Genomic DNA, 23,588 nt, shown 5'->3' with positions numbered 1-23,588 from the left:
GGCGTCAGCTCGGGCGGCTGACCTCGTACGTGCCGTTGTCGTCGACAAACGTCACGGTCACGTTCGACTTCACACCTGCGATCGAAAGCGTGCAGGTGAACTTGTTGCCTGACTTGACTTCCTGGTCCGCGGGGCACTGAACGTTGCTCACGTTCTTCGCCCCGTAGGACTCGGTGACGATCTTCTCGACGCCGGCCTGAGCGGCGCTCTGATCGAGTGTGTTCTTGCCGAAGACTCCGAACACCAGGGCCACCACGACAGCGGCAAGAACGACGAGAACGCCGATCGCACCGAAGATCAGGGGCTTCTTCGACTTACCCGACTGGTTTCCGGGCGCACCGGGACTCGGGAACGGCTGAGCCTGGTTCCACTGGTTCTGCTGTCCCGGAGTCTGCCCGGGGGCCGTGGCGCCCCACGCCTGCTGCGGTGCGGCAGCCGGAGGCTGACCCCACGCCTGGGTTGCGTCAGGTGACTGCTGTTGCCCGGGCTGACCCCACGGCTGTGCGGGAGGTTGTTGCTGGGGTTGTCCCCACGGCTGTTGCTGGCCGGGTTGTCCTTGTCCAGGTTGCTGCGGCTGACCGTACGCAGGCTGACCACCCGGCTGGCCGTAGGCAGGTTGTCCCCACGGCTGTTGCTGACCGGGCTGCTGACCGGGCTGCGGTGTTTGACCAGGCTGACCCCACGGCTGTTGCTGGCCGGGCTGCTGACCAGGCTGCTGTTGTCCGCCCGGCTGCTGAGGATTCTGCCCCCACTGCTGCTCGTTCGGCTGCTGCTGATCACCAGGACCCCATTGCCGATTCGGATCGTTCGGTCCGTAAGGCCCGCTCATGTTCGCCTCCCACTCGAAATACCAGTCTGCGAATCAAACCACATAGTTGCGGTCATGCTGCGTCGACAGCAACTACCCCGCGACGAATTGCAGCTACCGCCCGCGCCGCAGTCTTCGCGACGTCGGCATCCGTCGAAGTCAGGCGGACCTGATCGAGGAGATCGATCACCTGACGACACCAACGTACAAAGTCACCCGCAGACAGCGCACGACCCTGCACTCCGGCCGCGATCAGTGCGTCGACAAGCGAGTTCTCGCTCGCCCAGTGATAAACGGCAGTGACGAATCCGAGATCCGGTTCCCGCGTCGGCGGCAGCTTGTGGCGAATCTCGTCCGACCGCAGCTCGCTCCACAATCGTTGAGTGTCGTTGAGGGCGTGACGAAGCGCCGCTGTCGGCACCCGATCCACGGTGTCCCCGTCCCGACGTGATTCGTAGACCACCGAGGACACGACGGCCGCCAGCTCGGCCGGGCTGAGACCTGTCCACGCCCCGGTCCGCAGGCATTCGGCGACCAGAAGGTCGCTTTCCGAGTAGATGCGGCTGAGTCGTCGTCCGGATTCGGTGACTTCGGGCGCTGCTTCGGCAGTCATGTACTCACGCTCTTTGAGTAGCGCAATGATGCGGTCGAACGTCCGAGCCAACGAGTTGGTGGTGGCCGCAGCCTTTTCCCTCATCGACTGCGTTTCCCTGGCCAGCCGGTTGTAGCGCTCACCGATCCGGCTCAGATGTTCACGATCGGGCCAGCTGTGGCACGGATGCGAGCGAATAGCACGTCGCAAAGTAGCGACCTCGGCATCTTCGGATGCGCCCGCCTTGTGGCGCTTCTTTCGCCGGGGGGCACTGATCCCGGTACTACGCAACGCCGAGGCCAGATCGCGCCGGATCCGGGCGGTGTGGTGATCGACATGCTTGGGCAGTCGCATCTTTCCCAGAACGTCGGCTGCTTCCGGGAAATCACCCGAGGAGAGTCGGCCGGCCCACTGGTCGGCCGTCAGAACCAGCGGACGCGGGTCCTTCGGATCGTTGTCCGGGACGAGGACCACTGCCACCCCGGAATGACGACCGATGGGAATTGCGATCACGTCACCGCGGGCGAGTGCACGGAGGGACTCCACCGCATCTCCGCGTCGGTCTTCGCGGCCCTTACGTTCGAGCGCGCGCTCGCGCGCACTGAGCCGCTCACGCAACGACGCGTATTCGAAGTATTCGCCGTCCGCACCGCCGAGTTTCTCCTGCAAACCCTTCAGTGCTTCTTCGTTCCGCTCGATGCCACGCACCAGACCGACCACCGAGCGATCCGCTTGGAACTGCGCGAAGGAACGTTCGAGCAGCTTCCGTGAATCCGCCGCGCCCATGCGTTCGACGAGATTGATCGACATGTTGTACGAGGGGCGGAACGAACTGCGGAGCGGGAACGTCCGTGTCGACGCCAAACCGGCGACATCCGTCGGCTCGACCCCGGGCTGCCACAGGACCACAGCGTGGCCTTCGACGTCGATGCCGCGTCGGCCGGCCCGACCCGTCAGCTGCGTGTACTCCCCCGGCGTCAGTTCGGCGTGCGATTCACCGTTGTACTTGACCAGACGTTCGAGCACCACCGTGCGTGCCGGCATGTTGATGCCGAGGGCCAGTGTCTCGGTCGCGAAGACCGCCCGCACGAGACCCTTGACGAACAGTTCCTCGACTGTCTGGCGGAATGCCGGCAGCATGCCGGCATGGTGAGATGCCAGTCCGCGTCGTAATGCCTTGCACCAGTCCCGATATCCGAGAACTTCGAGATCCTCTTCGGGTAGTTCCCCGGTGTGTTTCTCGATGATGGTGTCGATCTCGCGGACCTGCTCCGGCGAAGTGAGATCCAGTCTGGACCGCAGGCACTGTGCAAGAGCCGCATCACAACCGGCGCGGCTGAAGATGAAAGTGATCGCCGGGAGCAGTCCGGACTGATCGAGCTGAGCGATGACGTCAGGTCGTGGCAAGGGCCGGAAATCGTTGGAACTCTGGTAGCTGCCGCGTCGTCCGCGGCCACGCGGCTGCCAGCTCTCGACGCGTTCGAGAGCCTGACGCTGCTTGACGTGGCGAACCAGATCCTGGTCGACGAGCACGGTCTTCGGCCCGGCAGCAGGATGACTACGACTGTCGAAGAGATCGAAGATTCGCCTACCGACCATGATGTGCTGCCACAGCGGGATCGGCCGCGTCTCGTCCACGACCACAGTGGTGTCGCCGCGGACGGTTTCCATCCAGGCACCGAATTCTTCGGCATTGCTCACGGTCGCCGACAAACTCACCAGGCGTACGTCCTCGGACAGGTGCAGGATCACTTCTTCCCACACCGCCCCACGGAACCGGTCGGCCAGGTAATGCACTTCGTCCATGACGACGTGCGAAAGCCCGCGCAGTGCCTCGGAGTTGGCGTAGAGCATGTTCCGCAGGACTTCGGTGGTCATGACGACCACCGGTGCGTCAGAGTTGATACTCGAATCACCCGTCAGCAGACCGACTTCGCCGGGGCCGTACCGCTCGACGAGTTCGGCGTACTTCTGATTGCTCAACGCTTTGATCGGCGTCGTGTAGAAACACTTGCGGCCCGCCGCGAGAGCCAGGTGGACAGCGAACTCGCCGACCACGGTCTTGCCTGCACCGGTCGGCGCGCAGACAAGGACGCCGTGGCCCGCTTCGAGCGCAACGCATGCCTTCACCTGGAATGGATCGAGTTCGAACTTCAGGCTGGACGCGAACGTGCTCAGTTCACTCTTGTTCATAACCACCTCGTCAGGGTTTCACACGCCGCCGACGTGGTGGCACGGCGCTCAGAGAGTGTCAGTGAAATCCTGGCCGGGCGCGTTGTCGCCGGCGGTGTCGGATTTCTCCGCGACCGGAGCCTTGGACTTGGACTTACGTCCGAACAATCCACTCGATTCGGCCTTGGGTTTGGTCGGATTGTCGAAAGCCTCGTTCAGATCGGACGGAGCCGAGATGGAGGAAGCTTCCTCGTCGGACAGTGCGCCCCAGTCTTCACCGGCGCGCTTGGCCTTACGTTTGTCGTTGAGGCGAGCGATCTGTACCGCGACCTCGAAGAGAAGCGTCAGAGCCAGCGCGAGCGCCAACATCGAGAACGGATCCGACCCTGGCGTGGCAACTGCAGCGAATACGAAGAGCCCGAAGATCAATCCTCGACGCCAGGCCTTCAAACGCTCGTACGTCAGAATGCCGGCAAAGTTCAACACGACGACGAGCAATGGAATTTCGAAGCTGACGCCGAAGATGAGCAGCAGATTGATGATGAAGCCGAAGTACTCCGAACCACTGAGCGCGGTGATCTGGACGTTGTCACCGATGGTCAGGAGGAAGTGCAAAGCCTTCGCCACGACGAGGTACGCCAGGATTGCGCCGAGAATGAAGAGAGCGGCACCCGCGGTGACGAATCCGACCGCGTAGCGACGCTCTTTGGCGTATAGGCCCGGGGTGATGAATGCCCACAATTGGTAAAGCCACACCGGGCAGGCAAGAACGATGCCGGCGGTGAGCGCCACTTTGAATCGCAGCATGAACTGCTCGAACGGCCCGGTCGCCAGCAATCGGCACGCGTCGTCGGTGCTGAGGTTGGCGCGACTCTCGGACGGAAGCTCACAGTACGGTCCGCGAAGCAGATCGCCCAGACTTTCGAGACCGAGTATCGAGTGTGAATACCAGAAGAAGCCGAACGCCGTGGTGATGATCACGCCGAGGAATGCGAACAACAAACGAGTCCGCAATTCGTACAGGTGGTCGACCAACGACATGGTGCCGTCTGGGTTGACCTTCCGCTTGCGGTTACGCGGGTCTAACGGAATACGCACTGTGCATCCTGGTCTTGGTCAGCAGACAACCGGGGTGAACGAATATTTCACCCCGGCTAGAACGCAGTGTGTACTAGAGCGGCTTGACTTCGGTCGGCTGCGCAACAGGTGCTGCTGCACCGTTTGCGACCACCGCGGTGTTGGCCGTCGGCAACTGTGCCGGAGCAGGCTGTGCGACCGGCGCGCTTGCGGGCGCCGCATCGTCGTTCTGCATTTCCTTGACTTCGCTCTTGAAGATGCGGAGGGAACGACCCAGACCGCGTGCTGCATCGGGAAGCTTCTTCGACCCGAACAGAATTACGACGACAACAGCGACAATCAGCCAATGCATCGGCTGCATTGCACCCATAACGACCTCCCATGATCAGATTCCTCGATGCTACCGGACACAACCGGCGCTCGGAGGTGCCAAAGCACTTACTTCAGCTACCTTTTACCTGTTTGTTTCCTGCGAACTCACTGAACGTGAAGTTTCCCGAAGTTTTACGAACCGATTACGTCATAGGCGTCGAGCGCCGCAACGGCTCGATCATGGACTTCGGAGACCAGTTCCGGCGGATGAAGGACCCGAACGCCCTCACCGAATCCCAACACCAGCCTTGCCATCCATTCAAGTGTTCCGAAACTCATCGTCGCCTCGACCGACCCGTCGTCGTTCACGTGCTCGACGTCCAACGGGTAGTAGTCGAGCATCCACACCCACTCTTTGGTGATGAACAACCGCGCTTCCGGAAGGGAACCGTCGCCGCTGAACAATTCGAGATTCGAATCCTCCTCGAGGGCCTGCGGCGGCGGGTCGGCGGGCTCGGCGAGTTGGACGGCGGCGTCGATCCGATCGAATCTGAACAACCGCACGCCCTCGGCTTGACGGCACCACGCCTGGAGGTAGCTGTAGTTGTCGACCAACACGATACGAACGGGGTCGACGATGCGCTCGGAGACCGCGTCACGCGAGGCCGAGTAATACGTCAATCGCAGGGCGGTCTTGTCTGCGAGCGCGGCTCTGACCGTCGCGGCTATCGGGTCTTCGGCGATATCCGGCGCCGGCGATGTGTCCCGGTCCTGACCGATGGCTCGTGCCGCGGCCGAGCCTGCTGCGTCCTCGATCTTCGCGATGGCACGCTGCGCCGAGGACGGATCGACCATGCCCGGCATTTCCACCAAGGACCGCAGGGCGATCAGCAACGCCGTCGCCTCCGTCGACGTGAGGCGCAACGGGCGATCGATCCCGGCCGAGAACGTGACCTCGATACTTTCCTCGGAGAAGGACAGGTCGATGAGATCACCGGGACCGTAACCGGGCAGTCCGCACACCCACAGTTGATTGAGGTCGGTCATCAGTTGAGTGGTGCTGACACCGAGCTCCTCGGCGGCCTCGGCGGGACTGATGCCAGGATTCGCGATGAAGTACGGCACGAGGTTGAGCAGCCGTGCCAACCGCGACGACAGTCGATTGCTCATCAGTGGTCCCCCTGTCCATTGCCGGTGATCGGGCTCGCCGCGGCGGCGCGCAGCTTCGCGACGACCTCAGCACGCAAATCCGGTGGGTCCAGTACCAATGCGTCCAACCCGTGACCGGCGATCAACCGAGCGGTCCATTCCCAGGATCGGACGGGGATGGCCAGCACGCTGCCGTCGCGATCGGTCAACCGCCGTTCGGACGACGACGTCGCAAGCCGCCGAAGCTCATGGGCGCGGCCGTCTGCGACCCACACCGTAGCCGTCCCGGTCACGACGCCCGAACCGGTCACGCGATCGACGACCTCGCGAAGGTCGACACCTTCAGGTTTGTGAACCGAACCGGCCGGGCCGAACTCCCTGACGTCGTCACCGATCCGTGAGAGCCGGAAGGTCCTCACCGCATCACGGTCGACGTCGTGCCCGACCAGGTACCACTTGCCGTTGTGCGTGACGACGCCCCACGGCTCGACGGTGCGCTCGGTGAACGGTTCGTTCAATGCGCCGCGGTGCTGAAAATGAACTGCTCGGCCGGCGTCGACCGCTGCAAGAAGCTTGCCGAGCGCGGGCTCCGAACCGCGGGTGCGCGCGGGAATCGCGGTGACCGGGGCGGCACTGACTTCTGAGTCGACCTGGACGCCGGCCGCTCGGAGTTTGAGTAGTGCACTCTGCGCTGCCGAAATCAGTTCCGGCGACTCCCACAACTGCACCGCGACGGCGACTGCAGCAGATTCCTCGCTGGTGAGGTCCACGTCCGGAAGCTCGTAGGCATTGCGATTGATCCGATACCCCTCGACGGTCGAGAACCGTCCTGCCAGACCGGTTTCCAACGGGACACCCAGGTCACGAAGTTCGTTCTTGTCGCGCTCGAACATCCGACTGAACGCTTCGTAGTTCGCGGAATCGTTGTACCCGGCCACACTGTCACGGATTTTCTCCGCCGTGAGGAACTGTCTGGTGGACAGCAATGCGATCACCAGGTTCATCAACCGCTCGATTTTTGATGTCGCCACGCCGAAATCCTAGTGGCTATCCGATAACCGAACGCGCGCCGGACACTTTCGTGCCCGGCGCGTCGCCGCAAAACAGACCTGCCGTCTTGTACATCTCGAAATTGAGTGACCTACATCGAAGCGATCAAACGCTCGACACGCTCGTCGACGGAGCGGAACGGGTCCTTGCACAGCACCGTTCTCTGCGCCTGATCGTTGAGCTTGAGGTGAACCCAGTCGACTGTGAAGTCCCGGCCTGCTGCCTGGGCTGCGGTGATGAAGTCGCCCCGCAATTTGGCGCGCGTGGTCTGCGGCGGATTCTCGACGGCGTCGTCGATCGTTTCGTCCTCGGTGACCCGCTTGACCAAGCCCTTGCGCTGGAGAACGTCGAAGACACCCCGGCCGCGTTTGATGTCGTGGTACGCCAAGTCGAGCTGCGCGATCTTGGGATCGGACAGGTCGAAACCGTGACGGTCCTGGTAGCGCTGGAACAGCTTGCGCTTGATGACCCAGTCGATCTCCGTGTCGACCTTCGCAAAATCCTGAGCTTCGACGGCATCGAGGGTGCGACCCCACAGGTCGACTACCTGCTCCACCTGCGGGTCCGGTTCGCGGTTACGCAGATGTTCGACTGCCTTGGCGTGGTATTCGCGTTGAATATCGAGGGCACTGGCCTGACGTCCACCAGCAAGGCGAACCGGCTTTTTACCGGTCACGTCGTGACTGACCTCGCGGATGGCACGAATCGGGTTGTCCAGCGCGAAATCGCGGAACGACACCCCGGCTTCGATCATCTCGAGCACCAGTGCGGCAGAACCGACCTTGAGCATCGTCGTCGTTTCGGCCATGTTCGAATCGCCGACGATCACGTGCAGGCGGCGGTACTTCTCGGCGTCCGCGTGCGGTTCGTCGCGGGTGTTGATGATCGGACGCGAGCGAGTGGTAGCCGACGAGACGCCCTCCCAGATGTGTTCCGCGCGCTGCGAGAGGCAGAACGTCGCGGCCTTCGGAGTCTGCAGTACCTTTCCGGCGCCGCAGATCAACTGGCGCGTGACGAGGAACGGCAACAAGACATCCGAAATGCGGGAGAACTCACCGGCGCGCGCGACGAGAAAGTTCTCGTGGCAGCCGTACGAGTTTCCGGCCGAGTCGGTGTTGTTCTTGAAGAGATAGATGTCGCCACCAATACCCTCCTCGGCGAGTCTCGCCTCGGCGTCGATCAGCAGTTCTTCGAGTACACGCTCACCGGCACGGTCGTGATTGACCAGCTGGATGAGGCTGTCGCACTCGGCCGTCGCGTACTCCGGGTGCGAACCCACATCCAGGTACAAGCGAGCTCCGTTACGGAGGAAGACGTTGGAGCTGCGACCCCACGACACGACACGACGGAAGAGGTAACGAGCAACCTCGTCGGGGCTCAGTCTCCTGTGCCCGTGAAAGGTGCAGGTAACGCCGAATTCCGTCTCGATACCCATGATTCGTCTCTGCACACTTCGACAGTACAACCAGAATGCGAGGTTCACCCGTGTACTTCGATCGCGTCGTAAGTCACGACTCGACAACGTCGGGCGGCAGCATAGTGTGACGGTGTGAGCCTTATTCGCCGAAAAGTTGTCCGAAGCGACGTCAAAGTCATGGAAAGCACTGGAGCACTGCGCCCTTCCGTGCTCGACCCGACCATGCGGTTTCTCTCCAGAGCCGCCGATCACGGCGTTTTGTGGATGGTTGTCGCCGCCTTGCTCGCGATGATCGGCGGGCGGCCCCGTAGGGCAGCAGCACGCGGGCTGCTCGCACTGGCCGGTTCCAGCGCGCTGGCCAACGGCATACTCAAGCCCCTCTTTCCCCGCCGACGCCCACCGGCACGCGTCTGGCTGAGCCCGAAGCGAGGCGTCGACATTCCGACGTCGTCCTCGTTCCCCTCCGGACATTCGTCTTCGGCCGCGGCATTCACCGCGGCAGTGGCCATGGAGTCCCCGGTTGCTGGAGCTGCTCTCGCACCACTGGCCGCAGCAGTGGCGTACTCACGCGTTCACAACGGAGTCCACTGGCCGTCCGACGTCTTCGCAGGCCTCGCGGTCGGCGGTGCTATCGCTGCCGGCACGCGTCGTTGGTGGGCGGTACGCGACGAAGAGCCCGCCGAACTCGGACCCGAGTGCGTGGTTCCCGCGCTCCCGCGCGGAGAAGGCTTGTTGGTCTTCACCAATCCTGGTTCAGGCTCCGAGGACGACGGGATCGTGGAATCGATTCGAGAACTACTACCTGCGGCGATCGTCTACGAGTTCGACGCGGACATCGACTTCGACATGCAGATCGATGCCAAGATCCCCGAGCTCTCGCCGAAAGCGTTGGGTGTATGCGGCGGCGACGGAACAGTGGTCACGGTCGCGACCGCGGCGACAAAGCACGAGCTACCACTTGCGGTTTTTCCCGGCGGAACATTGAACCATTTCGCCCGCGACGTCGGGGCGGTGAATGTCGAGGAGACCGCACAGGCAGTCGAGTCCGGTCAGGCGGCATTCGTCGACCACGCGGTGGTGCGCACGGATTCCGGAGTGACTGCACGGTTTCTCAACACAGCCAGCCTCGGTGGATACCCGGATGCTGTGCGCCTGAGGGAAAAATGGGAACCGCGTTTCGGTAAGTGGCCGGCCGCAGGAGCCGCGATGATCCGGGTTCTCGCAGCGGCGGAGCCGATGACGGTGACCATCGACGGGAAGCGGACCACAATCTGGATGCTGTTCGTCGGAAACGGGCGATACTCCCCCGCCGATCAGGTGCCGATGTCGCGTCCGGAGATGAACCGTGGACTACTCGACGTCCGCTATCTGCGCGCGGACAAGAAATTCTCGCGCTCACGTCTGCTGTTTGCGGCTGCCACAGGAACATTGGGCAGCTCGCGGGTCTACGTTCGCGAACTCGTCTCGTCGATGTCGGTCCGAGTCGCCGATTCACCGGTAGCCATCGCCACCGACGGTGAAGTGGTGGCAGACGCGCGCCGGTTCGATTTCGACACCGAACCGGGCGCGGTGGCCGTCTACCGAGTCACTCAGTAACTCCAGACCTGCAGTAACTCCCCGACCTACGGAGTATCTACGAGGGTGCGTCGCCGTTTGCCGGCGGCGCATCCTCGACTGCTGCCGGAGCTGGAAGCATCTCTTCCAAAACCGTTCCAGCGATCCGTTTGAACGCACGGCGTGGACGATTGCTGTCGAGTACGGCAACCTCGAGTGCACTCACATCGAGAGTTCGTGGTTCCGCCTCAGTGGTTCCGGCCGGTGCCGGGCCGCCCTTTTGGAGCGCCCCGACTGCAATCCGCACTGCGGATTCGAGGTCGAGGTCTCGCTGGTACGACTCGCGCATCGCCGTCACGATCGGTTCGGTCGTGCCGCCCATGACCACGAATTCCTGCTCGTCCGCGATGGATCCGTCGTACGTGATCCGGTAGAGCTGAGCCGGCGTACTGCTTCCGAAGCGACCGATCTCGGCAACACAGATCTCGACCTCGTACGGCTTGGGCTGCTCGGTGAAGATCGTTCCCAGGGTTTGTGCGTACGCATTGGCGAGCGAACGCCCGGTGACGTCCCGACGGTCGTACGAGTACCCACGCATGTCTGCGTGGACGATGCCCGCGCGGCGCAGATTCTCGAACTCGTTGTACTTGCCCACTGCCGCGAATCCGAGACGGTCGTACAGTTCGCTGACCTTGTGCAGAGCACGCGACGGGTTCTCGGCGACAAAGAGCACTCCGTCGCGGTAGGTGAGAACGACGACGCTGCGCCCGCGGGCAATTCCCTTGCGCGCCAATTCCGAACGATCGCGCATGATCTGTTCGGCTGATGCGTAATACGGCATCGTCATAGCGCAGACTCCCCTTCCGGACTCGCGGTCGCCGTGCGAGCCGCGACGATCTCCCTGGCGATCTCGGCAGCCCTGGTGGGCAACAACTCGACAGCGCCGGCCGAGGTGATGGTGACCGCCGTCGGATAGATCCCTCGTGTCAGATCAGGACCACCGGTAGCCGAATCGTCATCTGCCGCGTCGTAGAGCGCCTCGACGGCGAACCGAAGCGCGGTGTCCTCGTCGATTCCCGGTGAATACAGCTTCTTGAGCGCCGATTTCGCGAACAGGGAGCCGGATCCGACTGCGTGATAGCCCGCGCGCTCCTCGTATCGCCCACCGACGACGTCGTAGGAGACGATGCGACCGGCGGTGGACGGATCGACCGCGTCCAGGTCGTAACCCACGAGCAGTGGCACAACCGCCAAACCTTGCATCGCTGCTCCGAGATTTCCTCGAACCATCGACGAAAGTCGATTGGCCTTGCCGTCGAACGTGAGTGGGACGCCTTCGATCTTCTCGTAATGTTCGAGCTCGACCGCGAAGAGCCGGACCAGTTCGATTGCGATCCCGGCCGTACCGGCAATACCCGCAGCCGAGTAGTCGTCCGTGACGTACACCTTCTGCACGTCACGGCTGGCGATGAGATTGCCCATCGTCGCTCGGCGATCACCCGCGAGCAGAACACCACCCGCATAGCTGATCGCGACGATGGTGGTGCCGTGCGGAGCTACGTCTCCCCCGCCCATGACAACACCTCCTGTGTCGGCGAAGCGGTTCTGCGGAAGATGCTCCGGTGCATGCACCCGAAGGTATTCCGAGAATGACGACAGATTCGAGCCGAAGCTCAACCGTGTGTCCCCGTCTGTGATCCGGGGCGCGCGATCCACCGTCACTGGCCGCCCTTCTGGACGTAGGCACGGACGAAGTCCTCGGCGTTCTCTTCCAACACGTCGTCGATCTCGTCGAGCAGGTCGTCGGTTTCTGCAGCGAGCTTCTCGCGACGTTCCTGGCCGGCACTGCCGTCGCCACCAGTGGTTTCGTCGTCTTCGCCGCCACCGGCACGCTGCGTCTGTTCTTGAGCCATCGCCGTCGACCTCCTTGTGTGAAGGGAGCTCTCGCGAGCATCCTGTTCGGCCCAGCAGAGTCGGTAACTGATCCCGCTCGGACCTTCACCCTACCGAGCGGCACCGTCAGGTGTGGAGAGACGCGACGGCGAGCCGCATCGGCTGATTTCAGTGAGTGAGCTGATCAACCAGTTCCGCGGCGCTGTCCACGGAGTCGAGCAACGCTCCGACGTGCGCTTTGGTACCTCGAAGCGGCTCGAGGGTGGGGATACGGATCAACGATTCACCGCCGAGATCGAAGATGACCGAATCCCAGCTCGCGGCCGCGATATCGGCACCGAATCGGCGTAGGCACTCGCCCCGGAAGTATGCGCGAGTGTCGGTGGGAGGGTTCGTGACCGCGTCGAGAACTTGCTGTTCGGTGACAAGCCGCTCCATGGAGCCGCGAGCAACCAGGCGGTTGTACAGGCCCTTGTCGAGTCGCACGTCGGAGTACTGCAGATCCACCAGATGCAATCGCGGCGCCGACCACGCGAGTCCCTCACGATTGCGGAACCCTTCGAGCAGACGCAGTTTGGCCGGCCAGTCGAGGATGTTCGCGCACTCCATGGGATCGCGCTCGAGGAGATCGAGAACCATCGCCCACTTGGCGACGATATCGTCCGCTCGCGGATCACGATCGGTCTCACGGTCGAGGAACTTCGAGACACGTTCGAGGTAAATGCGTTGCAGCGCAAGCCCTGTCAGTTCACGTCCGTCGGCCAGCGCAACGGTCTTGCGCAGAGTGGGGTCGTGACTGATGTGGTGGACGGCCGTGACCGGACGCGCCAGTTGCAGATCGGTGAGGTCGACACCTGCCTCGATCAGGTCGAGTACCAGCGCCGTTGTTCCAACCTTGAGGTACGTCGACATCTCCGCGAGGTTCGCGTCACCGATGATGACGTGCAGGCGGCGATACTTGTCCGCATCCGCGTGCGGTTCGTCGCGGGTGTTGATGATTCCGCGCTTGAGAGTGGTCTCGAGGCCTACTTCGACCTCGATGTAGTCGGATCGCTGCGAAAGCTGGAATCCGGCCTCGTCGCCGGACTGACCGAGACCCACACGACCGGAACCGCAGATCACCTGCCGGGACGCGAAAAACGGCGTCAATCCTGTCACGATCGAGGCGAACGGGGTCTCACGTGAGCAGAGGTAGTTCTCGTGCGTGCCGTACGAGGCACCCTTGCCGTCGACGTTGTTCTTGTACAGCTGGAGCCGAGGCGCACCCGGCACGCTGGATGCGTGCCGCGCAGCCGCTTCCATGACGCGTTCGCCGGCCTTGTCCCAGATCACGGCGTCGAGCGGGTCGGCGACCTCGGGCGCCGAATACTCCGGATGTGCGTGGTCGACGTACAACCGTGCCCCGTTGGTGAGAATCATGTTCGCGGCGCCGATCTCGTCCGCGTCGATCACCGGCGCGGGACCGCTCATTCGCCCCAGATCGAAGCCTCGGGCATCTCGCAGCGGAGATTCGACCTCGTAATCCCAGCGTGTGCGCTTGGCCCGTGGCACGCCCGCTGCGGCGGCGTAGGCAAGCACCGCCTGGGTTGAAGTGAGAATCGGATTCGCCGACGGCTCACTGGGTGAAGATATTCCGTATTCGACCTCGACACCGATGATCCGCTGCATGACACAAGAGCCTATGTGATTGCGGCGCGGCACCCACAGGCGTGGCACAGTTGGAGGAATGCACCAACCTCTCACCGCAGACCTGAATCCCGCGGACGAGGTAGTCGCCGTGTACGACCGGACGGGTAATCCGATCGGCCGAGCACCACGTTCCGTCGTCTACTCGGGTGGGCTCTGGCACGCGAGTGCGGGCGTCCTGGTTCGTACCGGGGACGGCTCCCGCATATACGTCCATCGCCGAACCGACACGAAAGCGGTGTTCGGGGGCTATCACGACTGTCTTGCCGGAGGTGTCGTCGATCCAGGTGAGACGCCGCAGGAAACTGCGATCCGTGAAGTCGGTGAAGAACTCGGAATCTTCGGAACGGCAGACCAGCCACTCCGACTGACGGAGATCGCTCGAAAATCCTGGGACGGCGAGTGGAACAACTCTCCGTTGCGCTGTCACCTGTTTGCGTTCGAACTCAGATACGACGGGCCGATGGCACATCAGCCCAGCGAGATCGCCGAAGGTTGGTGGTGGACGCCGAAAGAACTCGGCGCCCACCTGCAGGACCCGTCGTGGCCGTTCGTTCCGGACTCACGCGCGCTGCTGGCCGACTATTGCTGGAGCTGAACACCGCTGGGACTGAACACCGCTGGGACTGAACACTGGTGGGACCTGTGATCAGCCCGGGGTGATCGCCGAGAGCCAAGCAGCGAACGCGCTGGGGTTGCGGGTCTGCGCGAGAACGCGTCCTGGGCCGGTGAAGTCGAAGACAAATCCTTCACCGGACTTCATCGACTGAATGGTGCGCCCCTGAACGGCGCGCCGCATGTTGAAATTCATGCCGAGGTCGTAGGCGACCACGTGACCGGTATCGATCGTGACTGTCTCGCCTGGCTGCAAGTCGATGACGTCGATCGCGCCGTAGACGGCCAGCACTACTTCACCGTCGCCACTTGCCCGCAGGCCGAATCCTCCCTCACCGCCGAAGAGGTTGGACATGCCGCCCCACTTGGACTCGACCGTCACACCGTAGGAGTTGGCCAACCAGGTTCCACGGTTGAGGAAGAACGGGCGATCAGAGGTGATGGTCAGCGGGATCAGATCTCCGGGAAGCACACCAGTCACGTCGACCCAACCACCTTGCGGCGGAGCGGTATACGTCGTGACGAAAAATGATTCGCCGCTCAGCATCGACCGCTTGAGTCCCTGCAGGACGCCGCCCTGCGCCTTCGCTTCGAGAACTACGCCGGCAGAATGCGCGAGCATCGCCCCGCTCTCCACGCGCAGCGGTTCGCCGGGCGCGAGGTAGCAGCGAGCGACTGTGGACGACGGATTGTGTCGAAGATGTATCTGCACGGCGGGACTCTAAACCAGCGCGACCGACCGGTCCAATCGCAACGAAGTCAACGGCAGCGACGCAGAGATCGGGCCGACAACTCTCGCGGAGTGGCCGGCCCGATCGATGTTCGTTTCGTTACAGGTACTGGCCCGTGTTCGACTCCGTGTCGATCGCGCGGCTCGCACTGGCGTTCTTGCCCGTGACGAGAGTGCGGATGTAGACGATCCGCTCACCCTTCTTGCCCGAAATACGTGCCCAGTCATCAGGATTGGTGGTGTTGGGCAGATCCTCGTTCTCGGCGAACTCGTCGACGATGGAATCGAAGAGGTGCTGCACACGCAAGCCCGGAGCACCGGTGTCGAGCACAGACTTGATCGCGTACTTCTTGGCGCGGTCGACGATGTTCTGGATCATCGCCCCCGAGTTGAAGTCCTTGAAGAACAGAACTTCCTTGTCGCCGTTGGCGTACGTGACCTCGAGGAAACGATTCTCTTCGCTCTCCGCGTACATGCGATCGACGACGCGAACGATCATCGCCTTCAAGCATGCAGTGCGATCTCCACCGAACTCGGCGAGGTCGTCTGCATTGATCGGCAGACCGTCCACCAGGTACTTCGAGAAGATGTCCTGAGCCGATTCCGCGTCGGGGCGCTCGATCTTGATCTTCACGTCCAGTCGGCCGGGACGCAGGATGGCCGGGTCGATCATGTCCTCACGGTTGGAGGCGCCGATGACGATGACGTTCTCGAGCCCTTCCACGCCGTCGATCTCGCTGAGCAGCTGCGGAACAACCGTTGTCTCGACGTCGGAGGAGACTCCTGAACCACGGGTACGGAAGATCGAGTCCATCTCGTCGAAGAAGACGATCACCGGAGTGCCCTCGGACGCCTTCTCACGAGCACGCTGGAAGATCATCCGGATGTGACGCTCGGTTTCGCCGACGAACTTGTTCAGAAGTTCCGGGCCCTTGATGTTCAGGAAGTAGGACTTGGCGTCCTTGCTGTCCTGACCGCGGGCTTCGGCGATCTTCTTGGCCAACGAGTTGGCGACGGCCTTGGCGATGAGCGTCTTGCCGCAACCAGGCGGACCGTAGAGCAGTACACCCTTCGGCGGCCTCAGCGAGTACTCGTGGAACAGATCCTTGTGGAGGAACGGGAGTTCGACGGCATCACGGATCTGCTCGATCTGACGCCCGAGACCACCGATGTCGTCGTAGTGAACGTCCGGAACTTCCTCGAGAACCAGATCTTCGACCTCGGCCTTCGGGATGCGCTCGAAGGCGTACCCGGCCTTGGTGTCGACGAGCAACGAGTCACCCGGACGCAGTTTCCTGGTCGGAGAATCGGCGTCGTACGCGATGATGTCGGCTTCGGGGTCGGCGAAGACGGCTGCCAACGGCGCTGCGAGCCAGACGATGCGCTCTTCGTCGGCATGACCGACCACCAGTGCGCGCAAGCCGTCGTCGAGTACCTCACGGAGCGTGCTGATCTCACCGACCTGCTCGTAGGTGCCGGCCTCGACGATGGTGAGTGCCTCGTTGAGGCGAACCGTCTGCCCGAGGGCGAGGGTGTCCGTGTCGATGTTCGGTGAGCACGTCAACCGCATCTTGCGACCCGACGTGAACACGTCGACGGTCTTGTCCTCGTGTACCGAGAGAAGGACTCCGTAACCGCTCGGCGGTTGACCGAGTCTGTCGACTTCTTCACGAAGCGCGATGAGCTGCTGACGGGCCTCTTTGAGGGTGTCCATCAACTTGCTGTTTCGGATGGACAACGAGTCCACCTTCGACTCCAGCTCACGCACCTGCTCCGGCGATTGTGCAAGTTGTCGGCGCAGTACTTGTGCTTCCACTCGTAGCGCGTGGAGTTCTTCTGCTGCCGCAACCGAATCCGGGTTCTCTGTCGAGCTCATGTGCGTCTCCTCCCAGTGCGATCCATCAACGCTACCGGCATAAGGCCCCAACTGTCGCCAGACACGGTGCGCGAGTGCGAATTCACACCTGCGCGCGGACCGTGCCGACTGGTCTCGAGCCAGAATTTGGTCATGTTAGCCTTGCCTACAAGATGGAGACAGCGCCTGTCTCTCTTTACAACGAAAGGTAACGCTGTGATCATCCGCAAGACTCTCATCAGCGCTTGTGCTGTCGCTGCCGTCCTGACCATGGGTGCATGCAGCTCGGACGACAACAAGGATTCGACGGCTGCAAGTTCGACTTCCGCCGCCGCCTCGAGCACCACGGCCAAGGCCTCGGCTTCCGCCACGACGTCAGCTGCCGCTGCCGCAGCGGCTCCGACGGCCGAGGAGCTCAACGCTTCGCTCGTCGCTCTGATCGATCCGGCCAAGCCGATCGAGGAGAAGACCGCTCTGGTGGTCGACGGAACCAAGCGTCAGGCCAACATCGAGACGATGAGTGCTGCGCTGGGCGGTAACCCGGCCTACGCGATCACGTTCAACGTGGACAACGTAAAGGTCGACGGTCAGACCGCAACCGCAGACGTCGCCGTCGTCAGCCCGCACGGCGCCGCCCCGGCCACCCCGTGGACCTGGGAGCTCGAAGACGGCTCCTGGAAGCTGTCCGACACCTCGGCATGCGTGCTCCTGGAAATGGGCCGCGCTTCCTGCACCGCATAACTTCCAGCTACTACAAGAGCGGCGATCCGGATACCGGATCGCCGCTCTTGCTGTTTTCGTGTGACTACTTGGCCGCGGTGTTCGAGCCCTTGCCCGCACGCCGCTGCGGCTTCGGGGTGACAGTTCCTTCGGCGAGACGACGAGCGCTCACGAGGAACGCGGTGTGGCCTTGCATCCGATGTTCGGGGCGCACCGCCAATCCGACGACGTGCCAACCGCGCACGATCGATTCCCACGAGCGGGGCTCGGTCCAGCATTCCTGCTCCCGCATCGCCTCGACGACCTTCGAGAGCTGAGTAACGGTCGCGACGTAGACGATCAACACGCCGCCCGGCACGAGTGCCTTCGAGACGGCGGGCAGGACGTCCCACGGGGCCAGCATGTCGAGGACGACGCGATCGACCTTGCCTCCGTGCGCTTCCGGATCGAACTCGGCGAGATCGGCGATGGTCAGTTCCCAGTTCGGCGGACGTTCCCCGAAGAAGGTCTCGACGTTGCGAACCGCATGTTCGGCATGATCGTCGCGGACCTCGTAGGAGATGACCTTGCCCTCGGGTCCGACGGCACGCAGCAGCGAACATGTCAGTGCGCCGGAGCCGGCTCCGGCCTCGAGCACGCGTGCTCCGGGGAACACGTCGCCTTCGTGGACGATCTGAGCTGCGTCCTTCGGGTAGATGACCTGGGCACCGCGCGGCATGGACAGCACGTAGTCCACCAGCAGGGGGCGCAGTGCGAGATAGGGCGTGCCGTTGACCGACTTGACGACGCTGCCCTCGTCGGCACCGATCAGATCGTTGTGAACGATTCCGCCCTTGTGGGTGTGGTATTCGCGGTTCGCCTCGAGAACGATCGTGTAGTGGCGTCCCTTGCCGTCGGTCAGCTGTACTCGGTCGCCGACGCGGAACGGACCTGACGGCCGCTTGCCCGGCGCAGTGAGATCAGCTTCTGGAAGCTCTTGTTCGGGAATCTCGGCGACAGCGGACTGCACAACCTCATCCACTTCGGTCGTGCCTTCTTCTGGTTGCAGCTCGTTCGCCATGCGCAGATGATCCCTGTTCGCTTGTTTCCGGTGTCCTCGCCACCGGCTCCGACGGAGTTGTCGGACCAACCGCATAGCCTGCCAGGTGTGAGCTCTGTCGAATTGCCAACCCCCACTCCAACGGGTGCAACATCACACGAGCGCCCGCGTAGTCGGCCGGCGCTCTCTCCGTCTCGGGCGGGTGACTATAAACAATGCCCCCTGCTCTATCGCTTCCGAGCAGTCGACAGAATTCCGGAAACGCCAACCAGAGCCCAGGTCAGAGGCACCGTCGTACACGCGGCACTGGAAGCACTGTTTGCACTGCCGACCGGTCACCGGGTTCCCGATCGCGCAGCCGAACTCGTCCGTCCCGCGTGGGAACGTGTCAGTGCCGAGTCTCCCGAGGCCGCTGACCTTGTTCCGGAGGGCGAGCTGGATTCGTTCCTCGACGAAGTCGGCAAGCTCGTCGCGACGTACTACACGCTCGAAGATCCCACTCGATTCGATGCCGAGGCGTGCGAGGTCTACGTCGAGACCGAATTGGAGAACGGCGTTCGACTCCGCGGCTTCGTCGACCGGATAGACGTTGCACCGACGGGTGAGGTGCGGGTGGTCGACTACAAGACCGGAAAAGCGCCTCGCGAGTTCACCGAATCCAAGGCGCTCTTCCAGATGAAGTTCTACGCGCTCGTACTGCTGCGCACTCGCGGAATCGTTCCCGCACAACTGCGCCTGATCTATCTGGCCTCCGGTTCGATTCTCACGTACGCCCCGGATCACGACGAGCTCATCCGATTCGAGCGAACCCTCTCCGCCATCTGGAAAGCGATCCTCGCAGCAGGTGCGACCGGAGACTTCAGACCCAAGCCTGGCAAACTGTGCGACTGGTGCGATCACAAGTCACTGTGCCCCTCGTTCGGCGGAACACCTCCGCCGTATCCAGGTTGGCCGGACCTGCTGAGCACCGAACCTGTTGCCGCAAAGGAGAATTCATAACATGACGGACAGTTCGTACTACCGCTACCTCGGAACGACGGAGGAAGGGCACGAGCGGTTCGCGAGCACGCAGGCAACTGTCAGCATCTGGGGCCCGACACTGCAGCACGGCGCTCCCCCGTCGGCGCTGTTGGTACGAGCCCTCGAGCGGTGCGGTGCGCGCGACGAAACCCGTCTGACGCGCGTCGTCGTCGAGATTCTCGGACCGATTCCGATTGCCGACCTCGAAGTCCGGTCCTGGATCGAACGACCCGGTCGCCGAATCGAATTGATCGTCGCCGAACTGTGGGCAACCACCGCCGACGGATCTGCACGCGCGGTTGCGCGCGGTACGGCGTGGCGGATGGAGACGGTGGATACCGGCGACGTCGTCCACGTAGTCGATCCCCCGCTCGAACCCCGCGACAGCGGCACCCCGGGCGTTCTCGAGGGTCTGTGGAGCGTCGGCTATCTCAAGACCCTCGACTGGTCCTGGATTGCTCCGATCGGGTGCGTGGGAACCGGGAAGGTATGGGCGCGCCCCAAGCCAGAGCTGGTCGAGGGTGAGAAGATGTCTGCTCTCGAGCGTTTGTTCGCGGTGGCCGACATCTCAAACGGGGTCGGCGCCAAGCTCGACCCGGAGCACTGGACGTTCCTCAACACAGATCTCACGGTGCATATCTTCCGTGTGCCCGAGGGAGAGTGGGTCGGTGTCGCCGCCGAAACCACAACGGGTCCGGACGGCGTCGGCATGTGTGCGGGCGTGCTCTACGACGAGCAGGGTGCCGTGGGCCGTATCGCCCAGACTTTGCAGATTCGCGCCCGTTCCTGATTTTCAGGAACGGGCGCGAATGCGCGTAAATCTATTCAGGCAGTGATCAGAAAGCGCGTACCGAGCGGATGTTCGACGCGAGGATGGCCTTGGCACCGAGTTCGGCCAAGGCATCCATCACCTGGTTGTGTCCCTTGATCGGGACCATCGCGCGAACCGCGACCCAGTCGGGATCGGCCAACGGTGAGAGGGTCGGCGATTCCATTCCGGGAGTCATCTTGATGGCGTCGTCGAGGATGGTGCGCGGGCAGTCGTAGTCGATCATCAGATTCTGCTGCGCGAAGACAATTCCGCGTACGCGTTCGATGAGCTGGTTGCGTGCGGGATCGTCCTGCGGAGCGCCGGTGCGCTCGATCAGGACACCTTCGGAATCGCAGAGCGATTCACCGAAAGCCACGAGGTTGTGTTGGCGGAGAGTACGACCCGATCCGACCACGTCGGCGATCGCGTCGGCGACGCCGAGCTGAATCGAGATTTCCACTGCTCCGTCGAGACGGATGACGGTGGCGTCGAGTCCGCGATCTGTGAGGTCCTTACGGACCAGGTTCGGGTACGACGTTGCAATGCGCAGGCCGGACAGATCCTCGACGGCCCAGTCCTTGCCGGCCGGTGCTGCGTAACGGAACGACGAACGGCCGAAGCCCAGTGACAGACGCTCGGATACGGGAGCACCCGAGTCGCCGGCGAGATCACGACCGGTGATGCCGAGATCCAGCTCACCGGAGCCGACGTAGATCGCAATGTCCTTGGGGCGCAAGAAGAAGAACTCGACCTGATTGGCCGGATCGAGGACTGTCAGATCACGGGAATCGGTGCGTCGACGGTAGCCGGCCTCGCTGAGAATCTCGGCGGCGGACTCGGACAGTGAGCCTTTGTTGGGAACTGCTACGCGCAGCATGGTGGATGTCCTTTCGGAAGGTGTGGGTGACGTGAGACGACATGAATCGGAAGCCCTGGACGAGCGAGAGGGAGTACACCTCGCTGGTCAGCTCCGATCACAGATGTCGGTACACGTCCTCGAGGGTCAGTCCGCGACCGACCATCAACACCTGCGTCCAGTACAGCAGCTGGGAAATTTCCTCGGCGAGCTGCTCATCGCTCTGGTATTCCGCAGCGATCCACACTTCACCGGCTTCCTCGATGACCTTTTTGCCCTGAGCATGCACACCGGCGTCGAGGGCGGCGACAGTGCCGGACCCCTCGGGGCGAGTAGCAGCGCGCTCGGTCAATTCGGCGAACAAGGATTCGAAGGTCTTCACGGGTAGCTATTCTTTCACGAGGACGGAAGCGGTTTTCACACGCCCACGAACAGCGGTGTTCACAGGCCTGCGTCGAGGCTGCGCGAACTCACGAACCTGCGGGTCTGCCCGGTGATCGGATCCGGGTACTCCAACGCTCGCGCCAACAATCGCAACGGAGTCGAGAAGTCACCGGGCACTGCGGGCAGATACTCCGGATAGTAATTGTCACCGACGATCGGGACGCCCAGCGAGTTGAGGTGCAGCCGAAGCTGATGGGTCCGGCCGGTCCGTGGGAGCAACCTGTATCGCCCGAGCGTCCGGCCCGCCGAGTCGGTGATCACCTCGATCAGTTCGATCGAGGTCTCACTGTTCGGCTCGCCCGCGATTTCGGTAGCCGTCATCTCGCCGTGAACTTTGTTGATGCGGCTGCGCACCGTGCGAGGGAAAGTCAGTTCCGGATCGAAGCCCGCAATCGCCTCGTACTCCTTGACGATCCGCTGCTCGGCAAAAAGTTCCTGGTACGGCCGTCGTAGGTCCGGTGTCACGGTGAACACGATGACACCCGCCGTCATCCGGTCGAGGCGGTGAACTGGCGCAAGATCTGGAAGGTCCAGGTCACGACGCAGGCGCACGACTGCGCTTTCGACGATGTGCGCTCCCCGTGGAATGGTCGCCAGGAAGTGCGGTTTGTCGATCACGAGAATCGAGTCGTCGCGGTACAAGATCTCGATCTCGTGCGGAACCGGAATCTCGGGGGCCGGCTCGCGGTAGAAGTACACGAACCGGGTCGGCTGATAGGGCGTTCGGCTCGTGATCTTCCGCCCGTGCTCGTCGACGACGTCCCCGGCGCTGACGAGGTCCGCCCACAGGTCCCGCTCCCCGGGATGCTCGCCGACCAGGTGCTCGAGGACGGTCCGCGCCGACGACTCCGCCGGCATCCGCAGCCGGTCAGGTCCGAGACCGTTTCGGATCGGCAACGGAGCCTTGGGCACAGCTCAGTCCTGCTCGAGGTCTGGTGAACAACTCTCGCAGAGCAATTCGAGGGTTCGGCCGTCGCCGTCGATCCGGTTGCGGTACCGCGGGGTCGGAGTACCACAATCGACACACACGCCGAGTGTCTTGGCTTCGGATGAGAACTCGATGTTCATCCGCTTGTCGAACACGTACAGGGAACCGTCCCAGAGGCCGCGGTCGCCGAAAGTCTCGCCGTAACGGACGATTCCGCCGTCCAACTGATAGACCTCGTCGAAGCCACGTGAGCGCATCAGCGAAGACAACACCTCACAGCGCACTCCGCCGGTGCAGTACGTGACCACGGCTTTGCCCTTGAGATGGTCGTATTTGCCACTGTCGAGTTCGTTGACGAAATCCCGAGTGGTGGCGACGTCCGGAACTATCGCATCTCGGAAACGGCCGATCTCGGCTTCGAAGGCATTGCGCCCGTCGAAGAACACGACGTCGTCACCGCGAGTGTCGACGAGTTCGTGTAGTTCCTTGGGCACCAGGTGAACTCCTCCGCCGACCACACCGTTCTCGTCGACTTTCAGCTCGTCGGGGGCACCGAACGTCACGATCTCCGAGCGTGCCTTGACACTCAGACGAGGGAAATCGTTCCCGAGGCCGTCCGACCACTTGATGTCAGCGGTACGGAAGGGTTCGTAACCACGCGTACCACGGACATATCGCTTGACATCCTCGATGTCTCCGCCGACCGTCGCGTTGATCCCGTGCGGCGAGACGATGATCCGGCCCGTCAGGTTGTTGGACTCGGCCAGGCTGTGCTGCCACAGCTTGATCGCTTCCGGGTCCGCCAACGGCGTGAACTGGTAGAAGAGAACAATTTTCGGAATAGCCACAGCAAATCCAGC

At 62.7% G+C, this 23,588-nt stretch carries 23 protein-coding genes; 5 read left to right on the top strand and 18 right to left on the bottom strand.

The genetic code is table 11. From position 1 onward, the window contains the following. Positions 1–4 precede the first annotated feature (4 nt). The 7 genes from G4D79_RS19470 to pafA form a co-directional block, all read right to left on the bottom strand. A complete protein-coding gene (locus G4D79_RS19470; protein WP_003944884.1) occupies positions 5–829 on the bottom strand; it encodes a DUF4333 domain-containing protein in 825 nt (274 codons plus the stop codon). 52 nt (positions 830–881) lie between these two features. Then, the gene (locus G4D79_RS19465; RefSeq protein WP_003944907.1) at positions 882–3,593 is read right to left on the bottom strand and encodes an RNA helicase; all 2,712 of its coding nucleotides are present in this window, start codon (positions 3,591–3,593) and stop codon (positions 882–884) included. A gap of 48 nt (positions 3,594–3,641) precedes the next feature. Next, positions 3,642–4,670, bottom strand: a complete 1,029-nt coding sequence (tatC, locus tag G4D79_RS19460) for a twin-arginine translocase subunit TatC (RefSeq protein WP_003945030.1) — start codon at positions 4,668–4,670, stop codon at positions 3,642–3,644. A gap of 73 nt (positions 4,671–4,743) precedes the next feature. Beyond that, the gene (gene tatA / locus G4D79_RS19455) at positions 4,744–5,019 is read right to left on the bottom strand and encodes a Sec-independent protein translocase subunit TatA (protein ID WP_003944836.1); all 276 of its coding nucleotides are present in this window, start codon (positions 5,017–5,019) and stop codon (positions 4,744–4,746) included. Between the two features lie 134 nt (positions 5,020–5,153). Then, entirely contained in the window at positions 5,154–6,131 is a 978-nt protein-coding gene (locus G4D79_RS19450; RefSeq protein WP_070162325.1) for a YafY family protein, read from the bottom strand. Beyond that, entirely contained in the window at positions 6,131–7,141 is a 1,011-nt protein-coding gene (locus G4D79_RS19445; RefSeq protein ID WP_003944939.1) for a YafY family protein, read from the bottom strand. The genes G4D79_RS19450 and G4D79_RS19445 overlap by 1 nt, the downstream gene beginning before the upstream one ends. Positions 7,142–7,251: 110 nt before the next feature. Further along, the gene (gene pafA, locus G4D79_RS19440; RefSeq protein ID WP_007729869.1) at positions 7,252–8,610 is read right to left on the bottom strand and encodes a Pup--protein ligase; all 1,359 of its coding nucleotides are present in this window, start codon (positions 8,608–8,610) and stop codon (positions 7,252–7,254) included. A 144-nt stretch (positions 8,611–8,754) separates the two neighbouring features. Here pafA and G4D79_RS19435 point away from each other — a divergent pair, with 144 nt between their 5' ends. Beyond that, the gene (locus tag G4D79_RS19435; RefSeq protein ID WP_172827081.1) at positions 8,755–10,173 is read left to right on the top strand and encodes a bifunctional phosphatase PAP2/diacylglycerol kinase family protein; all 1,419 of its coding nucleotides are present in this window, start codon (positions 8,755–8,757) and stop codon (positions 10,171–10,173) included. A gap of 37 nt (positions 10,174–10,210) precedes the next feature. On the opposite strand, the gene prcA is transcribed toward G4D79_RS19435, so the two are convergent. The 4 genes from prcA to dop form a co-directional block, all read right to left on the bottom strand. Then, positions 10,211–10,978, bottom strand: coding sequence for a proteasome subunit alpha (gene prcA / locus G4D79_RS19430; protein WP_003945006.1), 768 nt, complete (start codon positions 10,976–10,978; stop codon positions 10,211–10,213). Next, positions 10,975–11,853, bottom strand: coding sequence for a proteasome subunit beta (gene prcB / locus G4D79_RS19425; RefSeq protein ID WP_058038807.1), 879 nt, complete (start codon positions 11,851–11,853; stop codon positions 10,975–10,977). The genes prcA and prcB overlap by 4 nt, the downstream gene beginning before the upstream one ends. After that, positions 11,850–12,044 (bottom strand): ubiquitin-like protein Pup, encoded by a 195-nt coding sequence (locus G4D79_RS19420; RefSeq protein ID WP_003944925.1) that lies wholly within the window; start codon positions 12,042–12,044, stop codon positions 11,850–11,852. Before G4D79_RS19420 ends, prcB begins: the two co-directional genes overlap by 4 nt. A gap of 148 nt (positions 12,045–12,192) precedes the next feature. After that, the gene (dop, locus tag G4D79_RS19415; RefSeq protein ID WP_003944852.1) at positions 12,193–13,692 is read right to left on the bottom strand and encodes a depupylase/deamidase Dop; all 1,500 of its coding nucleotides are present in this window, start codon (positions 13,690–13,692) and stop codon (positions 12,193–12,195) included. A 58-nt stretch (positions 13,693–13,750) separates the two neighbouring features. Here dop and G4D79_RS19410 point away from each other — a divergent pair, with 58 nt between their 5' ends. After that, positions 13,751–14,308 carry an NUDIX domain-containing protein gene (locus G4D79_RS19410; protein WP_007729886.1) on the top strand — a complete coding sequence of 186 codons (558 nt, stop codon included), beginning with the start codon at positions 13,751–13,753 and terminating at the stop codon, positions 14,306–14,308. A 51-nt stretch (positions 14,309–14,359) separates the two neighbouring features. On the opposite strand, the gene G4D79_RS19405 is transcribed toward G4D79_RS19410, so the two are convergent. Further along, positions 14,360–15,037 carry a TIGR00266 family protein gene (locus G4D79_RS19405; protein ID WP_003944961.1) on the bottom strand — a complete coding sequence of 226 codons (678 nt, stop codon included), beginning with the start codon at positions 15,035–15,037 and terminating at the stop codon, positions 14,360–14,362. Between the two features lie 118 nt (positions 15,038–15,155). Beyond that, a complete protein-coding gene (arc, locus tag G4D79_RS19400) occupies positions 15,156–16,931 on the bottom strand; it encodes a proteasome ATPase (protein WP_003944870.1) in 1,776 nt (591 codons plus the stop codon). Between the two features lie 195 nt (positions 16,932–17,126). Here arc and G4D79_RS19395 point away from each other — a divergent pair, with 195 nt between their 5' ends. Beyond that, on the top strand, positions 17,127–17,651 hold the full coding sequence (locus G4D79_RS19395) for a hypothetical protein (protein WP_003944789.1): 525 nt from the start codon (positions 17,127–17,129) through the stop codon (positions 17,649–17,651). Between the two features lie 64 nt (positions 17,652–17,715). On the opposite strand, the gene G4D79_RS19390 is transcribed toward G4D79_RS19395, so the two are convergent. After that, positions 17,716–18,639, bottom strand: a complete 924-nt coding sequence (locus tag G4D79_RS19390; RefSeq protein ID WP_007729892.1) for a tRNA (adenine-N1)-methyltransferase — start codon at positions 18,637–18,639, stop codon at positions 17,716–17,718. A 138-nt stretch (positions 18,640–18,777) separates the two neighbouring features. Here G4D79_RS19390 and G4D79_RS19385 point away from each other — a divergent pair, with 138 nt between their 5' ends. Both G4D79_RS19385 and G4D79_RS19380 read left to right on the top strand, forming a co-directional pair. Next, complete coding sequence (locus tag G4D79_RS19385; RefSeq protein ID WP_370852750.1) at positions 18,778–19,668, top strand: RecB family exonuclease; 891 nt, start codon at positions 18,778–18,780, stop codon at positions 19,666–19,668. A 1-nt stretch (position 19,669) separates the two neighbouring features. Further along, entirely contained in the window at positions 19,670–20,479 is an 810-nt protein-coding gene (locus G4D79_RS19380) for a thioesterase family protein (RefSeq protein ID WP_003944950.1), read from the top strand. 46 nt (positions 20,480–20,525) lie between these two features. On the opposite strand, the gene hisG is transcribed toward G4D79_RS19380, so the two are convergent. The 4 genes from hisG to G4D79_RS19360 form a co-directional block, all read right to left on the bottom strand. Beyond that, positions 20,526–21,377 carry an ATP phosphoribosyltransferase gene (gene hisG / locus G4D79_RS19375; protein WP_003944905.1) on the bottom strand — a complete coding sequence of 284 codons (852 nt, stop codon included), beginning with the start codon at positions 21,375–21,377 and terminating at the stop codon, positions 20,526–20,528. A 97-nt stretch (positions 21,378–21,474) separates the two neighbouring features. Further along, entirely contained in the window at positions 21,475–21,738 is a 264-nt protein-coding gene (locus tag G4D79_RS19370) for a phosphoribosyl-ATP diphosphatase (RefSeq protein WP_003944933.1), read from the bottom strand. A gap of 59 nt (positions 21,739–21,797) precedes the next feature. Next, positions 21,798–22,658, bottom strand: a complete 861-nt coding sequence (locus G4D79_RS19365) for a pseudouridine synthase (RefSeq protein ID WP_047270562.1) — start codon at positions 22,656–22,658, stop codon at positions 21,798–21,800. 57 nt (positions 22,659–22,715) lie between these two features. Continuing rightward, a complete protein-coding gene (locus G4D79_RS19360; RefSeq protein WP_042450983.1) occupies positions 22,716–23,576 on the bottom strand; it encodes a rhodanese-related sulfurtransferase in 861 nt (286 codons plus the stop codon). Positions 23,577–23,588: the final 12 nt, after the last annotated feature.

The organism is Rhodococcus sp. WY5, from assembly GCF_018588185.1.
GTDB classification, from domain to species: Bacteria; Actinomycetota; Actinomycetes; order Mycobacteriales; family Mycobacteriaceae; genus Rhodococcus_F; species Rhodococcus_F qingshengii.
The sequence above is the reverse complement of the archived record's forward strand: the minus strand, read 5'-3'. Positions and strand labels throughout refer to the sequence as shown.

Coding starts and splice junctions, on each gene's coding strand:
- G4D79_RS19450 (WP_070162325.1), bottom strand. CDS start 6,131: ATGAGCAATCGACTGTCGTCGCGGTTGGCACGGCTGCTCAACCTCGTG.
- G4D79_RS19380 (WP_003944950.1), top strand. CDS start 19,670: ATGACGGACAGTTCGTACTACCGCTACCTCGGAACGACGGAGGAAGGG.
- tatA (WP_003944836.1), bottom strand. CDS start 5,019: ATGGGTGCAATGCAGCCGATGCATTGGCTGATTGTCGCTGTTGTCGTC.
- dop (WP_003944852.1), bottom strand. CDS start 13,692: ATGCAGCGGATCATCGGTGTCGAGGTCGAATACGGAATATCTTCACCC.
- G4D79_RS19410 (WP_007729886.1), top strand. CDS start 13,751: ATGCACCAACCTCTCACCGCAGACCTGAATCCCGCGGACGAGGTAGTC.
- arc (WP_003944870.1), bottom strand. CDS start 16,931: ATGAGCTCGACAGAGAACCCGGATTCGGTTGCGGCAGCAGAAGAACTC.
- G4D79_RS19470 (WP_003944884.1), bottom strand. CDS start 829: ATGAGCGGGCCTTACGGACCGAACGATCCGAATCGGCAATGGGGTCCT.
- G4D79_RS19365 (WP_047270562.1), bottom strand. CDS start 22,658: ATGCCGGCGGAGTCGTCGGCGCGGACCGTCCTCGAGCACCTGGTCGGC.
- prcA (WP_003945006.1), bottom strand. CDS start 10,978: ATGACGATGCCGTATTACGCATCAGCCGAACAGATCATGCGCGATCGT.
- G4D79_RS19465 (WP_003944907.1), bottom strand. CDS start 3,593: ATGAACAAGAGTGAACTGAGCACGTTCGCGTCCAGCCTGAAGTTCGAA.
- hisG (WP_003944905.1), bottom strand. CDS start 21,377: ATGCTGCGCGTAGCAGTTCCCAACAAAGGCTCACTGTCCGAGTCCGCC.
- G4D79_RS19420 (WP_003944925.1), bottom strand. CDS start 12,044: ATGGCTCAAGAACAGACGCAGCGTGCCGGTGGCGGCGAAGACGACGAA.
- G4D79_RS19435 (WP_172827081.1), top strand. CDS start 8,755: ATGGAAAGCACTGGAGCACTGCGCCCTTCCGTGCTCGACCCGACCATG.